14 protein-coding genes are annotated in these 16,143 nt (G+C 34.9%); 7 read left to right on the top strand and 7 right to left on the bottom strand.

Features of this window, described 5'->3' with window-relative positions:
* Positions 1–37 precede the first annotated feature (37 nt).
* The 4 genes from BOQ64_RS08330 to recJ form a co-directional block, all read right to left on the bottom strand.
* Positions 38–2,314 (bottom strand): outer membrane beta-barrel family protein, encoded by a 2,277-nt coding sequence (locus BOQ64_RS08330; RefSeq protein ID WP_129057692.1) that lies wholly within the window; start codon positions 2,312–2,314, stop codon positions 38–40.
* A 241-nt stretch (positions 2,315–2,555) separates the two neighbouring features.
* The gene (locus BOQ64_RS08325) at positions 2,556–2,894 is read right to left on the bottom strand and encodes a DUF3817 domain-containing protein (protein ID WP_129057691.1); all 339 of its coding nucleotides are present in this window, start codon (positions 2,892–2,894) and stop codon (positions 2,556–2,558) included.
* Between the two features lie 81 nt (positions 2,895–2,975).
* Complete coding sequence (nadD, locus tag BOQ64_RS08320; RefSeq protein ID WP_129057690.1) at positions 2,976–3,560, bottom strand: nicotinate (nicotinamide) nucleotide adenylyltransferase; 585 nt, start codon at positions 3,558–3,560, stop codon at positions 2,976–2,978.
* A 121-nt stretch (positions 3,561–3,681) separates the two neighbouring features.
* Entirely contained in the window at positions 3,682–5,394 is a 1,713-nt protein-coding gene (recJ, locus tag BOQ64_RS08315; RefSeq protein ID WP_129057689.1) for a single-stranded-DNA-specific exonuclease RecJ, read from the bottom strand.
* A gap of 109 nt (positions 5,395–5,503) precedes the next feature.
* Here recJ and BOQ64_RS08310 point away from each other — a divergent pair, with 109 nt between their 5' ends.
* Complete coding sequence (locus BOQ64_RS08310) at positions 5,504–6,313, top strand: M48 family metallopeptidase (RefSeq protein ID WP_129057688.1); 810 nt, start codon at positions 5,504–5,506, stop codon at positions 6,311–6,313.
* 306 nt (positions 6,314–6,619) lie between these two features.
* A complete protein-coding gene (locus BOQ64_RS08305) occupies positions 6,620–8,368 on the top strand; it encodes a T9SS type A sorting domain-containing protein (RefSeq protein ID WP_129057687.1) in 1,749 nt (582 codons plus the stop codon).
* Positions 8,369–8,449: 81 nt separating this feature from the next.
* Here BOQ64_RS08305 and BOQ64_RS08300 read toward each other — a convergent pair whose 3' ends face one another.
* On the bottom strand, positions 8,450–10,072 hold the full coding sequence (locus tag BOQ64_RS08300; protein ID WP_129057686.1) for an ABC-F family ATP-binding cassette domain-containing protein: 1,623 nt from the start codon (positions 10,070–10,072) through the stop codon (positions 8,450–8,452).
* 121 nt (positions 10,073–10,193) lie between these two features.
* Here BOQ64_RS08300 and smpB point away from each other — a divergent pair, with 121 nt between their 5' ends.
* From smpB to BOQ64_RS08275, 5 genes are all read left to right on the top strand, one after another.
* Entirely contained in the window at positions 10,194–10,652 is a 459-nt protein-coding gene (gene smpB / locus BOQ64_RS08295) for an SsrA-binding protein SmpB (protein WP_041462062.1), read from the top strand.
* 77 nt (positions 10,653–10,729) lie between these two features.
* Positions 10,730–12,250 (top strand): OmpA family protein, encoded by a 1,521-nt coding sequence (locus tag BOQ64_RS08290; RefSeq protein WP_129057685.1) that lies wholly within the window; start codon positions 10,730–10,732, stop codon positions 12,248–12,250.
* A 95-nt stretch (positions 12,251–12,345) separates the two neighbouring features.
* Complete coding sequence (locus BOQ64_RS08285; protein ID WP_129057684.1) at positions 12,346–13,086, top strand: YebC/PmpR family DNA-binding transcriptional regulator; 741 nt, start codon at positions 12,346–12,348, stop codon at positions 13,084–13,086.
* Between the two features lie 136 nt (positions 13,087–13,222).
* Positions 13,223–14,047, top strand: coding sequence for a UDP-2,3-diacylglucosamine diphosphatase (locus tag BOQ64_RS08280; RefSeq protein ID WP_068940214.1), 825 nt, complete (start codon positions 13,223–13,225; stop codon positions 14,045–14,047).
* The gene (locus tag BOQ64_RS08275) at positions 14,047–15,018 is read left to right on the top strand and encodes a glycosyltransferase family protein (RefSeq protein ID WP_129057683.1); all 972 of its coding nucleotides are present in this window, start codon (positions 14,047–14,049) and stop codon (positions 15,016–15,018) included. The genes BOQ64_RS08280 and BOQ64_RS08275 overlap by 1 nt, the downstream gene beginning before the upstream one ends.
* Here the strand turns inward: BOQ64_RS08275 and BOQ64_RS08270 are convergent.
* Together BOQ64_RS08270 and BOQ64_RS08265 are read right to left on the bottom strand one after the other, a co-directional pair.
* Positions 15,007–15,297, bottom strand: coding sequence for a GNAT family N-acetyltransferase (locus tag BOQ64_RS08270; RefSeq protein ID WP_129057682.1), 291 nt, complete (start codon positions 15,295–15,297; stop codon positions 15,007–15,009). The genes BOQ64_RS08275 and BOQ64_RS08270 overlap by 12 nt on opposite strands.
* Positions 15,298–15,371: 74 nt before the next feature.
* A complete protein-coding gene (locus BOQ64_RS08265) occupies positions 15,372–16,121 on the bottom strand; it encodes an RDD family protein (protein ID WP_129057681.1) in 750 nt (249 codons plus the stop codon).
* Positions 16,122–16,143: the final 22 nt, after the last annotated feature.

The following is a 16,143-nucleotide window of genomic DNA, read 5'->3' as shown; positions in this document are numbered from 1 at the left end:
TTTTTTTAGAGTGGTTAGAGCGTGAAGTTTTTATAGATTAGGTTCTTGATTTTACAGCATCATTCGCTGATTTCATTTCCCTTGCTTTTTTAAGTTTCTGATTTCCGAAATTGTAGGTTACTCCAATGCTTATTAATCGTGGATAATTGAAGTTGGTGATATTATTGTATTTCCCGTTAGGTTGTATTCCGTTAACTCTGTAGAAACTCTGATTAAATAAATCATTACCCTCTGCAACGATGGTCCAGTCACCAATAATTTTTTTCACACTGATATCAAAGCTTTGTCTTACTCCTACTGTTCCGCCTTCCATCGCTACTTTGCTTCCGAAATAGTAGTTAACTCCTAAAAACCAGTCCTTTTTAGAAGAAAGACGGATAGTATTATTAAGGGTTGCAGACATATTGTAGTTTTTAACATCTACGATATAAGGTTCCAGTTCTTCACTTTCATATGGTCCCAGCTGAGAAGTAGGGTCTTGCCATACTCCACCGGTGTAAGTATTGTAAGCCAGGTTTACAGAATAGTTAGTGGTCCAGATATCTTTAAACCAGGATTTATTCATTCCAAGCGTTAAAGCGATTTCTCTATTCTTACCGTAATTGGTTCTGATGTATCTCAGAAATCTTATTTTATCCATAAGCATATTACCTGCTCCATCGTATATGTAATTACCATTTTCATCCTTTTGTGGAGTGGTTAATATTCCCTGTAAAGGAAGCAGGTCAGAAGCTGCGGCATCATCTACCATTGTATAACTCAAATTGGCATAGAATGCATTTTTGAACATATAGTTCAACTCCTGATTATAGAACTTAGCAGCAAGCACAAATGGATTATTCTGAGTATAATTGGTTGGAGTAAAATACGTTCTGGATGGATTCAGTTCCCAGAATCTTGGTCTTCTGATTCTGCTGGAGAAAGTGTAACTTAAATTGTGATCTGAGTTGATTGCATAGTTTAAGTTCAGATAAGGAAGCAGGTTATTGTAATTTCTTTCAAATCCTGTTTTTCCAAGGATATCTCCGGTACTTCTTGTCATTTCATATCGGGCTCCAATCTTTCCGGATAACTTTTCAGTCAGCTTTCTCTCATAGTTCAGGTAAATACCTAAAATGTTTTCTTTGTATATAAAATGATTGGTTTGTTTTGGATCCATTACAAATTCACCACCAATTAATTTATCCTGTTGAGTATCATTATCTGTATTAGTATAATTATAACTTACTCCCATTAACCATGTTGCTCCTTTGGTTGTTTTTTTCAGGAAGTCTATGTTAGCAGCATAATTGTTGATGATTTGTGGTACAGACTGTTGTAAAGCTGAATATCCCTTTTTATACTCTTCACTCGAAGGATCAAGACCTAGTGGGATACTCTCATTAAAACTTACTTTATCCCTGTTAAACCATAAATAAGAAACATTAGAAGTAAGTTTGCTGCCTATAGAATCTGTCTTTATTTCATAATTTAAATTGAAAGAATGATTTCTGGTCTGGGCATCTTCATGGTTCACTGTTCTGTCAGATAATTTTCCGTTTTGCCAGTTCGTCATATCCAGAATAGAATTGAAACTCTTATTGTATCTCATATTATAAGAAAGTCCCAAACTTTGCTTCTTGCTGATTTCATAATCAATATTAAATCCACCACCGAAGTTTTTATTTGGATCATCATTGAAACCATAAGACTCATTTCTGAAGGTTGGATCTCCGTTAGAAAGCGTATATCTTTGTCTTTCTGTCCAGCTGCCCATTCTGAAATTAGAATTTCCCGACCATTTTCCCTGTCTGAAGTTAAAAGATCCCCCTGCATTAGGGTTGTTATAATAAGCCTGCTCATTCTGCATTTTCAAAGTCCCATTGTAGCCATTATTTTTGTTCTTCTTCATCACAATATTGATAACCCCTTCCTTAGATTCCACCTGGAACTCACTTCCGGGAACCGTAATGACTTCAATTTTCTGGATATCTTCTGATGGAGTAGACTTCAGCATTTCAATTAAAGCCTCAGCATCCATATTGCTTTTTTTATTATTGATGTAAATAATTGCATCCGATTTTCCAAGAATCTTTAATGTTTTACCATCAATGCTTGAAATCATGGGAGTTTGTTTCAAAAGGTTAAAAGTATTGGTACCTTTTGCAATAGGAGAGGCTGCTACATCGTAAACAAGACGGTCTCCCTGTTTTTTGAAAACCTGTTTCTTGATATTGACGGACTCAATAGCATTTACTTTCAAACTATCTTTTTTCTGCTGAGCGGTAATAAGTCCGCTGAAGAATAGTGCTGCAATGAGAATTTGAGTTTTCATGATTATTATTTTTTAATTAATAGCTTGTATGGTTTGTTATTTTACATTACAAAGATATATAATAAATTTAGTATCATGCAATACAAAGTACTGAAAAATATTTGTAATTAATTTTAACTTATTGATTTTCAGTTAATAAAAATTATGTTTAAAAAATGAATTGCTTGACCTTTCTGTATAATAAGACAACTGTAACAATAATTTTGTTACAGCAAAATGTGAAATTTTATGAAAAATGATTTTATTCTCTATCGAATTGAGCCAGTTTTTTATCTACCCATACCGTAGCAAAAGGGAAAAACGCAGCTAATAAAGCGAACACAAAATCTTCATCATCCCAATTGTAAATTTTTCTGGCGGGAATGCAGAGTAAAAGATAAATGGTGAAAAATAATCCATGTAAGCTACCAATTACGCTAATGAAAATAATAGAATATAGGTTTTCATCGTATCGAATCCAGATCATCGCCACACAATACAATAAAACACATGAAATTGCCTCTGCAAGACAAATCTGTTTAAACCATTTGATGAGCTTTTCCTGGGAATATTTTGAGAAAAATTTTTCGATGAAATCCATTTTTTGTAGTATAAATAGAGCGTTAAAAGCTAAAAGACTTTAGTTTTCAATTTCTAACCTCTGATTTCTGATTTTGCAAAATTACTTATAAAAATTACTACCATCCAAATATTCAAAAACTTCAGGTGGTAGCATAGGTCTTACATTCTTTTCCTCTTTGATCATATTACGGATTTCGGTGGCAGAAAGTTCAATCACCGGGGCTTTTATCATAGAGATATTTTCATGTTGAAGATATTCAGAATCTTTCTTTTCTCCTTCAAATACCCTTGGGTAAACAATGATATGGTGATTTTTAATCAGAGCATCAGCATTTTTCCATTTGTGAAGGCTGCCCAGATTATCTTCTCCCATAATCAGGCTGAAAGAATAATCAGGATATTTTTCATGAAGATAAGTAAGCGTATCAATAGTATAGCTTGGCTTCGGGAGAGAAAATTCTACATTGGAAGCACGCATATTGGGATAGTTTTTTACTGCAAGCTGTACCATATCCAACCGGTTGTGGTCTTTCAGTAAAGATTTTTTGTCTTTAAAAGGATTTTGCGGACTTACTACAAACCACAGTTCGTCCATATCCGTATTTTCCAGGATATAGTTTGCCAGAATAAGGTGCCCGATATGGATCGGGTTAAAAGAACCGAAAAATAGGCCGATTTTTTTCATTTTTGTTAGGTAGTAGGTAGCTGATAATAGGTGAGACAGTACTTTAGAATATAAATAAGGAAATTAAGTTTTTTAGATTGATAGAATTTCCTGTTGGTTCTGATTTTACCTGCAACCTTACTTACTCTCTAAATTTTACATCTTTAATATTAAGATAATGAGTCACGTTGCCTTTCCAGTGATTTTCTTCCAGAGTAAAAGCAAGATCAAAATTTTTATTTTTAAAATCTTCTACAAACTGTCCCAGCTTAAAGCCAACACATTCAATATTTCTTCCTGTGGTTTCCTGTTTAATATAAAACTTCAGGTGATTATTATCTTTCCCCATTGTTTTTACATAACCCGAAAGTTTCTGATCGGATAGAGTGAAGATAGGCTTCATATTCTGAGGTCCGAAAGGAGCCAGTTTTCGGTGGAAATTAATAAACTCTCTGTTGATGTCATCAACTTTAATTTCAGAATCAATTGTAATGGAAGGTTCCTTTTGGTGATTCTGGATTTTTTCAGAAACAATCTGTTCAAACTTTACTTTGAAAGCTTCAAACTTTTCCTTTTCCATTGATAATCCGGCTGCAGCATGATGCCCACCGAATTTAAGGAAGTATTCTGAACACATATCAAGTGCTTCATGAACATCAAAATCTGAAACCGATCTCGCTGAAGCCACCATTTCACCATTATTTCCGTCTGTAAATACCAGGGTAGGTTTATAATAGGTTTCAATAAGTCTTGAAGCCACAATTCCGATTACCCCTTTGTTCCACTCAGGATGATAAACAATGGTAGTATGTTTCGTTTCCTGCTGAGATTCTATAATCTGGTTCAAAGCAGAAAGGGTAGAGTTCATATCCAGCTCACGTCTTTCATCGTTGAGGTTCATGATATCACTCACAATCTGGTTAGCATGCTTCAGGTTTTCAGAAACCATAAGCTCTACGGCTGCTTTTCCATGGGAAATTCTTCCTGCAGCATTTATTTTAGGAGCAATTTCAAAAACAATATTTGAAATTTCAAAATGAGACAGTTTATCCTCCGGAATTAATAATCTTAACCCAAGGTTTCTTGTTTTTCTGAGGGTTTTCAGTCCCATTTTAGCAAGAACCCTGTTTTCACCGGTCATCGAAACGATATCAGCAGCGATAGATATAGCCAGAAGATCCGTAAGTTCAAACAATTCGGCATCCGGAAGTTTGTAAATAGTATTCAGTCCCTGGCAAAGTTTAAAACCTACACCACATCCGGAAAGTTCTTTGAATGGGTAACGGCAGTCACTTCTTTTAGGGTCAAGTACAGCGGCTGCATTAGGGATTTCTTCACCGGGAAGGTGGTGATCACAGATAATAAAATCTATTTCAAGGCCAGAAGCGTAATTGATCATATCCAGAGCCTTGATTCCGCAATCCAGAGCAATGATTAATGAAAAACCATTCTCTTTAGCAAAATCAATTCCCTCAGTAGAAATTCCGTATCCTTCAGAGTTTCTGTCCGGGATATAATAATCCAGGTATTTTTTCTCAACAATTTTGCTGAGATAAAGGTACATTAAAGCCACTGCTGTGGTTCCATCCACATCATAATCTCCATATACCAATATTTTTTCGCCATTTTCAATTGCAGTGGCAATACGCTCAACAGCTTTTTGCATATCTGCCATTAAAAACGGACTGTGTATATCGTTAAGGTTTGGTTTGAAAAATTCTCTCGCCTTCTGATAATTGTCAATTCCTCTTAGAACGAGAAGTTTAGATTCAAAAGTACCAAAACCAAGTGACGAACTTAGTCCGTCCACAATTTCCTCATCAGGTTCGGGCTTATAAATCCATTTTTGACTCATGTTCACAAAAATAAGGAAAAAAAATAGCATTTTAATGGGATGGGGAACGAAGTTTTGATTTAAAAATTGTTAAAAATTGATTACCTTCGTGCTCCAAATTTAAATGACTATGAAAAAAATTATCGTATGCCTTACCATTTTAGGCGCAATGAGTTCGATGAATGCACAATTTAATCTCGGAAAAGCTGCCGGGGTTGTTACAAAGGGTGCAAAAGCTTTAACTTTTACAAATGAAGATGCCATCAAATTATCCAAAGAATCTGTAGATTGGATGGATAAAAACAATCCTGTAGCAGGACCGAAAGATCCGTACACAGTAAGATTGAATAAACTGTTTGGGAAGCACAAAACACAAGACGGTCTGAATTTAAACTATAAAGTATATAAAGTAAAAGATATTAATGCTTTTGCCTGTGCAGACGGAAGTGTTCGTGTATTCTCTTCTCTGATGGATATTATGACGGATAATGAGCTATTGGCAGTAATTGGTCACGAAATCGGTCACGTTAAAAATCAGGATACAAAAGATGCCATGAAATCTGCTTATTTAAAAGCAGCAGCATTAGATGCCGCTTCATCAGCGTCTGGTACGGTAGCAACTCTTAATGACAGTCAGATAGGGAAAATGGCGAATGCATTTTTAGATGCTTCTCACAGCAAAAAACAGGAGTCTGAAGCAGATACTTATTCTTATGATTTTATGAAAGCTAACAAATATGATGTTGTAGGAGCTTATAGTGCTTTCAAAAAACTAGCCTTATTATCAGAAGGAAGTGCACAATCCGGTTTTGAAAAAATGTTCAACTCTCACCCGGACAGTGAAAAAAGAGCTCAGGCAATCAAAAAGAGAGCAGAAAAAGACGGTTTATGGAAAGATCCCGGGACTGTAGCTCTACCCACAACAAAACTTACAAAATAATTATTTTATTTATTGTTTAAACGAAAATACCTCAAAACATTGCTTTGAGGTATTTTTTTTGTTCAATATATATAACTGTTTGATAAATAGAATTATAAAACCTGTAATTTTTTTAAATAAGGTAAATCAAGAAAAAAGAAAAAAATATTAATTAAAATATAAAATATCAGATTCGGAATATTTAAAATATTGATTATTATAATATTATTTTTATTATGTTTTATTGATTTTAATGTGTTAATAATAGTTAAAATGTTGTTTATTTGGTTTTTAAATTTATATTTGTATTGCATAAAAATATAAATAATGAATAAAAAAATTACATTTTGCCTATTGGGCTTCATGGCTGCTTTTCTTTGCAGTAAAATCAATGCCCAAAACTATCAACCTTTAAATATTACAAGTGGCTATAACGAAGATTTGATTGCAAATGGTGCGGGTGTTGCTTCATCAAGTACAACTCAAAGTATAGATGATCCGGCTAACGGATTTGTATTTATGTCAACAGATTTTGTCAATGCTTCAGGAGTTAGTCCTACATCAGGACTTCCGGCTAATGGATTAATCAATTCTGAAAATACACCAGGACTTACGTTTCAATTAGCATCTTATAGTAGCAATAATTCTTTAAGACTTTTAAACGCTAATGATTTTGGGACTTTATCTTTTAATTCTACACCGGCGGCTTCAAAGCTTTATATGTTAGCTACAACAGGAAGTGGTTTTTCTACAGCAGATATCCTGGTCACTTTTACAGACGGTACATCTCAAACTTTTGTTGATAATTCTGTGAATGACTGGTACTGGGGAAGTCCCACTGCAATAAAGGGAATTGGTAGAGTAAGCCGTATTAATGATAATATTGAAAATGATACATTTAATCCACGATTGTATGAGATTACTTTGCCAATAAGTGTGGCTAATCAGACTAAAAATATTGCAAACGTTAAAGTAACTAAAACTTCATCAGGATCAGAAATATTGAATGTGCTTGGTTTTTCTTATCTGGCTGCAAACAGTTGTGTAACGCCAGATAATGTAACTTCGTCGAATGTAACTTCAAATTCTGCTTCCATTTCATGGAGCCCGGTACCAGGAAGCTCTTCTTATGAAATCTATAGGAGTACAACCAATACGCCTCCAATCTTTTCAACTGTGCCTACAATTACTGGGATTACGGGGGTATCAACAAATATTCCAGGTCTTTCTCCGAATACTTCATACTATGTCTGGGTAAGAAATAATTGCGGCGGCGGAAGTATAAGTGATTGGAGTTCTTTGGTTAATTTTACAACGGCTTGCAGTACTGTAGATGTGCCTTATTTAGAGGATTTTAATGCTGTGAATAATTATACTATTCCTGCGTGTACTTCAATGCAGTCAATAAGTTTTTTAGGAAACTGGGGAGTGTCTGATATTACTGGTATTGTTCCTGGATTTGATTCTAATGCTGTTTTTAACAGTTCGTATGATATGGCTGATGCTGATACTTGGTTTTATACACAAGGTGTGAATTTGCAGGCAGGAATAAGCTATACATTCAGCTTTATTTATGCTAATTATCAAAGTCCACAAAGCTTAAAGGTAGCATATGGTGAATCACCTGTTGATACATCTATGATCAATATTATTGCTGACTACCCTGATGTAAATGTAACATCAGCAACAAATGCAACGTTTACAGTTACTCCCATATCTACGGGTGTTTATTATTTTGGATTCCATAATTATACACCTGCTGCTAATGTTAATATGTCCGGAGCGATTATATTGGATAATATTTCGGTTACACAATCTAATTTAAGTACTCAGGATGATGAATTTCAAAATAATAATGTGAATATTTATCCTAATCCGGCATCAGACTATTTACACATAAGAAGTAAAAAGAAAATCACAGAAGCCAAAATATATGATGCTTCAGGTAAAATAATTTTATCACACGATAAAATTGATCAAAAAATAGATGTTTCCAAGTTAATCAAAGGAGTGTATATTCTTTCAATAAAAAATGCGGATGGAACATTCTCTAGCCATAAGTTTATTAAAAGTTAATAAGCTTCTTTAAGTGTTTCTATGAAAATAGCTACCCTGAAAAGAGTAGCTATTTGTTTTTATAGATAAAAGCTTTAATGATTAAGAATACATTTTTTCTCTTAATTCTTTTACTTTTTTATCAGCAAGGTACTCGTCGTAGGTCATCTCTCTGTCAATGATTCCGTTAGGAGTCAATTCGATGATTCTGTTACAGACAGTTGACAACATTTCGTGGTCATGAGAAGCCAGTAAAAGATTTCCTTTGAAGTTAGACAATGAGTTGTTCAAAGTTGTAATACTTTCAAGGTCTAAGTGGTTGGTAGGCTCATCTAATAAAAGAACGTTAGCTTTCTGAAGCATCATTCTACTGAACATACATCTCATTTTTTCACCTCCGGAAAGTACTTTACAAGATTTCAACGCTTCATCACCAGAGAATAACATTCTTCCTAAGAATCCTCTTACGAATTCTTCGTGACGCTCTTCATCGTTTTTAGTGAATTGTCTTAACCAATCAACTAGGCTTAAATCTTCCTGGAAGAAATTAGTGTTATCTAAAGGCATGTGAGACTGGTTTGTAGTAACTCCCCAAGCAACAGTTCCTTTATCTGCTTCAACATTTCCAGCCAGAATTTCAAAGAATTCAGTGATTGCTAAAGAGTTTTTAGAAAGTACTGCTACTTTATCTCCCTTTTTAAGGTTTAAGTCAACATTAGAGAATAATAATTCTCCGTCTTTCGTTTTTTCAAGACCTTTTACATCAAGGATCTGGTCTCCTGCTTCTCTTTCCATTTCAAAAATGATAGCCGGATACCTTCTTGAAGAAGGTTTAATATCGTCAATATTTAATTTGTCGATCATTTTCTTTCTTGCAGTAGCCTGTTTAGCCTTAGCAACGTTAGAGCTGAATCTGGCAATGAAATCCTGAAGTTCTTTTTTCTTTTCTTCAGCTTTCTTGTTAGCCTGAGCTCTTTGTCTTGTCGCTAATTGAGATGCCTGGTACCAGAAAGAGTAGTTACCCGTATAAAGGTTAAGTTTAGCATAATCTAAGTCACCGATGTGCGTACAAACCGTGTCTAAGAAGTGACGGTCGTGAGATACTACGATAACTGTGTTTTCATAATCAGCAAGGAAATCCTCTAACCAAGAGATGGTGTCAATATCAAGGTCATTGGTAGGTTCATCCAGAATCAATACATCAGGATTACCAAAAAGAGCCTGAGCCAAAAGAACTTTTACTTTGTCCTTGTTCTCAAGTTCACTCATCATTTGCCAATGCATGTCATCTTTGATACCTACATTTGAAAGCATGGTTTGTGCATCAGATTCTGCAGTCCATCCTCCCATTTCATCATAGATTACACCTAGTTCGCCTGCTTTAATTCCGTCTTCATCGGAGAAATCTTCTTTTGCGTATAACGCATCCATTTCCTCCTTTATCTCAAATAATTTTTTATTACCTCTTAATACAGCTTCAAGAACAGTATACTGATCAAAAGCAAAGTGATCCTGCTCTAAAACAGACATTCTCTTCCCTGGTTCCAGAGATACGTGACCTGTTGTAGGATCCTGCTTTCCTGTTAATATTTTAAGGAATGTAGACTTTCCCGCCCCGTTTGCTCCGATAATCCCGTAGCAGTTTCCTTTGGTAAACATAATATTTACCTCGTCAAAAAGAACTCTTTTCCCGAATTGTAAAGATAAGTTAGATACTGTTAACATATAGTTTTGTAAATTTGGCGCAAAAATACGAAAAGAATTTGGGTATTTTGTAATAATATAATAGTCAAGTTTTTAAATGTATGGTATTTTTTATATATTTCATTAACGAAATTTTAAAATGATGAAGATTGAGAAAACAGTTAATATATTAAATAGGAGAGCCCGTTTTGAATATGAAATTCTTGAAGAATACGAAGCCGGAATGGTTTTGACGGGTACAGAAATAAAATCTTTACGTTCTTCCAAAGCATCCATCACAGAATCCTTCTGTCAGTTTATTGATGGGGAGTTATACATCATCAACATGATGATTGATGAGTATAAATTGGGAACTTTTTACAACCATAAAACAAAAAGGGAACGAAAATTGCTCTTGCACAAAAAAGAATTGCAAAAACTTGAAAAAAAGTTAAAAGATGCAGGGAACACGATTATACCTTTGAAATTATATATCACTGATCGAGGGAAAGCAAAAGTGCTGATAGCACTGGGTAGAGGGAAAAAGCTTTTCGATAAAAGAGAGGCCATTAAAGATAGAGAAAATAAGCGGAACCTGGACAGAATATTAAAGAAAAGTTAAAAATCATTTGAAAAACTTTGTATATAAAGAAAAATTATATTTATTTTGCATTATCAATTATTTAATCATTTAATTCTATGAAAAATCTAAAATTAGGAATTTCAGCATTGGCGCTTACTGTTGCCTCTACTGTTTTCGCACAGACTACCAACAATCCGTGGTTGATCGGAGTTGGTGCTCACGCTGAAAACCATGTAGCTGCACGTGCAGGTTTCAGTAATACGTTCTCTGCGAAAAATTTAACGAAGAATCTGTTCAATATGAACAGCTATTCTATTACACCTCCATTATCTAAGTTAACAGTTGCTAGAAACGTTGGTAAAGGTTTAGTAATTGACTGGCAAACTTCTGTTGGAAATGTTGAAAACAAAAGATTCAACATGGGGAAAGAATTTTTCCTAATGACAGGTCTAGGTTTCCAGGCTCACGGTGCAGGTCTTTTATGGAACGAAGAATCTTGGTTTGATCCATATTTAAGAGTTGGTGCTAACTACCTAAGACATGACTATACAGGACAATCATTCCCTAAGAATGGTCTTGATGCTAATGGAAATGTATTAGACGCTAACGTACCAAACGGAAAAGACGGTAACGAGAACGGTAAAGCTAACCACTTTGCAGTAGCTACAGGTGCTGGTGCTAACTTCTGGGTAACTAAAAACTTCGGTCTTGGTATCCAAGGAGATTATGTATCAACTCCAGGTGATAAATCTACTGTTGCTAACTTCTGGCAAGCTTCTGCTTCTATCTTATTCAGATTCGGAAACAGAGATAGAGATAAGGATGGTATCCTAGATAAAGATGATCTTTGTCCAGATACTCCAGGTTTACCTGAATTCCAAGGATGTCCTGATACTGACGGTGACGGAGTTCCAGATAAAGACGATCAATGTCCAGATGTAGCTGGTCCAGTTGAAAACAACGGTTGCCCTTGGCCAGATACTGACGGTGATGGTGTTATCGACAAAGACGATGCTTGTCCTACAGTAGCAGGTCCTGCTGAAAACAAAGGTTGTCCTTGGCCAGATACAGACGGTGACGGTATCCTTGATAAAGACGATGCTTGTCCTACTGTTCCAGGTCTTCCAGAATACAACGGATGTCCTAAACCAAAAGGTCAAACTGCTATCGATGTTGAAACTAAATTGAAGAGCGTTTACTTCGATTTCAACAAAGCTACTATCAAAGCTGAATCTAAAGATGCTTTAGATGCTGCTGCTACTATCATCAAGAAAGACGGAGGTAACTATCTATTAGAAGGTAGAACTGATGCTAAAGGTGCTGCTGCTTACAACTTGAAATTATCTAGAGAAAGAGCTGCTTCTGTAGTTGCTGCTTTAGATTCAAGAGGTGTAGATGCTAACGCTCTTAAATCTGTTGGTGTAGGTGCTACTAAAGCTACAGTTTCTGCTAAAGCTACAGATGCTGAAAGACAAGTAGACAGAAAAGTAGTTGTTAAAGCTATCGAAAACGAAGCTGAGTGGAATGCTATCGCTAAGAAAGACTACGCTGATGCTCCAGTTAAGAAAGCTACTGCTAAAAAAGCAACTAAAAAAGCTCCAGCTAAGAAAAAAGCTGTTGCTAAAAAGAAAAAATAATTAATTTTTCTAAATAATGAATACCTCCAATTTTTTTGGAGGTATTTTTTTTTGTTGACTTTTGAGTAATTTTGTTGAAAATTTAAAATTTAAAAATGGGAAGAGCATTTGAATATAGAAAAGCTTCTAAAATGGCCAGATGGGATAAAATGGCCAAAACTTTCTCTAAAATAGGTAAGGATATTGCATTGGCAGTAAAAGCTGGCGGAACAGATCCGGAAGCTAACCCGGCATTGAGAAGATGTATCCAAAACGCTAAAGGGGCAAACATGCCTAAAGATAACGTAGAAAGAGCAATTAAAAAAGCAAGTGGTGCAGATGCTGAAAACTATGAAGAAATTACTTACGAAGGATACGGACAGGGAGGTGTTGCTTTCTTTGTAGAATGTACTACAAATAACACTACAAGAACGGTAGCTAACGTAAGAGCTGTTTTCAACAAGTTTGACGGAAACCTTGGTAAAAATGGTGAACTTGCATTTATCTTCGACAGAAAAGGAATTTTTACAATCGATTTAGCGCAAGTGAAAATGGAGTGGGATGATTTTGAAATGGAAATGATTGATGGTGGAGCTGAAGATGTAGAAAAAGATGAAGAAGAAGTAATGATTACTACTGCTTTTGAAGATTTCGGTTCTTTATCTCACAAATTAGATGAGCTTGGAATTGAAGCGAAGAGTGCTGAACTACAAAGAATTCCAAACAATACTAAGGAGGTGAATGTAGAACAGTTCAAAGCAAATATGAAAATGCTTGAGCGCTTCGAGGATGACGATGATGTGCAAAACGTTTACCACAACATGGAAATCACAGAAGAGCTCATGAACTCTCTATAAAAAATAATATAGCATTCATATACAGTTAACTTTCAATTAGTTTCTTTGTAAAAAACTATGAAATGCCTTAGCATATTTTCGATTCGGAAATAATAGGCGTTCCGTCCGGCAAATTAAAAAGCTGAAAAATATACGGATGAAAAGAAACGTAGAGTTAGTTGTCATATCGGATGTTCATTTGGGAACTTATGGATGTAAGGCTAAGGAATTGCTGAGATACCTCAATTCTATTCAGCCTAAAACTTTGGTTTTGAATGGTGATATCATTGATATCTGGCAATTCAAAAAGTCTTACTTCCCTAAACCTCATTTGAAAGTGATCAGAAAGATCCTTTCATTTGCTACCAAGAATACAGATGTCTATTATATTACAGGAAATCATGATGAAATGTTCCGTAAGTTTACCGATTTCGAATTGGGAAAACTTAAAGTATGTAATAAAATCTGCCTGACTATTGACCAGAAGAAAACCTGGATCTTTCACGGAGATGTTTTCGATGCATCAGTCCAGCATTCCAAATGGATCGCCAAACTTGGCGGCAAGGGATACGACCTTTTAATTATCATCAATAATGTAGTGAATTGGTTTTTGGAGAAAATGGGTAAAGAAAAATATTCATTTTCAAAAAAAATTAAAAATAATGTGAAGAAAGCGGTAAAGTACATTGGTGACTTTGAACTCACTGCTTCTGAACTGGCTATTGATAACCAATATGATTATGTTGTTTGCGGACACATTCACCAACCACAGATTCGGGAGGTTGTTAATAAAAAAGGATCCTGTACATATTTAAATTCCGGGGATTGGATTGAAAATCTGTCAGCATTGGAATATCATGATAAGGAATGGAAGATCTTTTATTATGATGATCATAAACATTTATTAAAAGATGATGAAGCAGAAGAAATCCAGGAGATGGATAATTCTGAACTTTTAAAAATTGTAACTAATTTTACTTAATGAAAATTTTGTATGCATTTCAGGGTACCGGAAACGGACATGTGGCCAGGGCACAGGAGATTATTCCGATACTTAAAAAGTATGCTTCGGTGGATACCCTCATCAGTGGACATCAATCGCAATTAAAGGCTGATTTTGATATTAATTTCCAGCATAGAGGTATTTCCCTTCTTTATAACAAAACAGGCGGTTTATCCTACCGAAAAACATTTACAGACAATAAATTCATTGATGCAGCAAAAACAATAAGAAGTTTAGAACTTTCTCAATACGATTTAATCATTAATGATTATGAACCATTGACAGGCTGGGCTTCAAAATTAAAGAAACTGCCCATGATTGAACTGAGTCATCAGGCATCTATGAGTTTTGCAGAAACCCCTAAGCCTGAAAAGAAAGATTTTCTGGGAGAAATGATTTTAAAATATTATGTTCCCAGCGAAAGAAAGATTGGTTTCCATTTTGAAAATTATCATCCACAGATCAAAAAACCTGTTATCCGAAGAAAGATCAGAAATCTTAATCCATACAAACAAGGCTATTATCTTGTTTATCTTCCAAGTTTCGCAGATGAAAATATAATTAAAGTTCTTAGGAAAATTCCGGTAGAATGGAAAGTGTTTTCAAAATACAGTAAAGTACAGGTTAAAGTGAAAAATGTTGAAGTATTTCCTATTGATGAAACTCAATATCTGAAATATTTTGAAGGATGTGATGGTATTCTGTGCAATGCCGGTTTCGAAACTCCTGCTGAAGCACTTTTTATGGATAAAAAACTATTTGTAATTCCTATTCATAACCAGTATGAACAGGAATGTAATGCTTGTGCTCTCGATAAGATGGGAATTCCAAATTCCAAGGTACTAAACCTGCAGGAAATTATGGAGTGGGTGGCTTCGGATCATCATCTGAAAGTAGATTATCCGGATAATATTGAAGAAATTTTAGTGAAGGATGTCTTAGCTCTTTAAGAAAATATCCTCTACATCTTTCATTCTCATCATGACAGCTCTGGCATAAGAACAGTGAGGATAAACGTTCCAGTTATTTTCCCTTGCAAACTTAATGGCTTCTTCTACCAGATATTTTCCCATTCCTCTTCCTTCAAACTCAGGATGTACCAAAACAAAAGAGATAATCAGTTTTTGATCTTCCGGGAAAATAGTATAGGTTAATCTTCCTACTTCTTTTATCTCATTATTAAGGGTAAGAACTCCGCCGTTTCCGGATCTGTTGTTTTCAAATTTCATGATAAAGTGCTTTATTGCTAATAAAGATACGAAAATTATAAGGACTGATATAACGTATTCGTTTCAATCGTCTCTTAATTATCCTTTCCGGTGTAATAGTTATAGTCTTTAATAATTACATTAATAAACTGTTTTTCCGTCATTTTTGTCGGGTCTATTTCCAGTTTCAGAATACTTTTAATCTTGTTAGAAAGCTTATTGATAATCTGGCGGTCATCCATTTTTACGGCTTTAGTATAATTATCTTTGATTATTCTCATATCGTTATCACTCAAAGCAATTACCTGAGGAAAAGAAGGGATATAGTCTTCATTAATATTCTCAAGGATTGTATGGGAAATGTTGATGTTGTTTTTTAAAGAAATCACTGCAGTTCCGGAAGCAATATCTCCCAGACGCTGGTTGTTTTTGGAAACAATCATCGAAATAAACCCTATCACTCCGGCAAATGAAACATCTACAATCCTGAAAACCCAGCGGATCATATAATCAGCAAAACTTGCCTGGTAGCCATCAATTTTTACTACTTTTATTTTCATAAGTTTTTTTCCGGGAGTCTGGCCTTCCATCAGGCTTTCCAGAACAAGAGGATAAATATAAGTAGGAAAGGTAAGAATGATATACACTGCTTTTATAGACCATTCATCAAGACCGTCTAATAGATACCCTAAATCGAAAATATTAAAGAACAAATACAGGATAATCACTACATAAGCAATCCTGATCAGAAGGTCGATAATGAAGGCAAGCATTCTTTCTCCTACGCCTGCAATGGTAAAATTAATATTTACATTTTGTGAGGTATTTATCGCAATTTGAGACATATTTTTTATTATTTTAGCCTTA

Origin of the sequence: Chryseobacterium sp. CH25, from assembly GCF_004119455.1 — a bacterium.
Lineage (GTDB): Bacteria > Bacteroidota > Bacteroidia > Flavobacteriales > Weeksellaceae > Chryseobacterium.
Note: the sequence above shows the minus strand (reverse complement) of the source record. Positions and strands in the feature narration are given on the sequence as shown.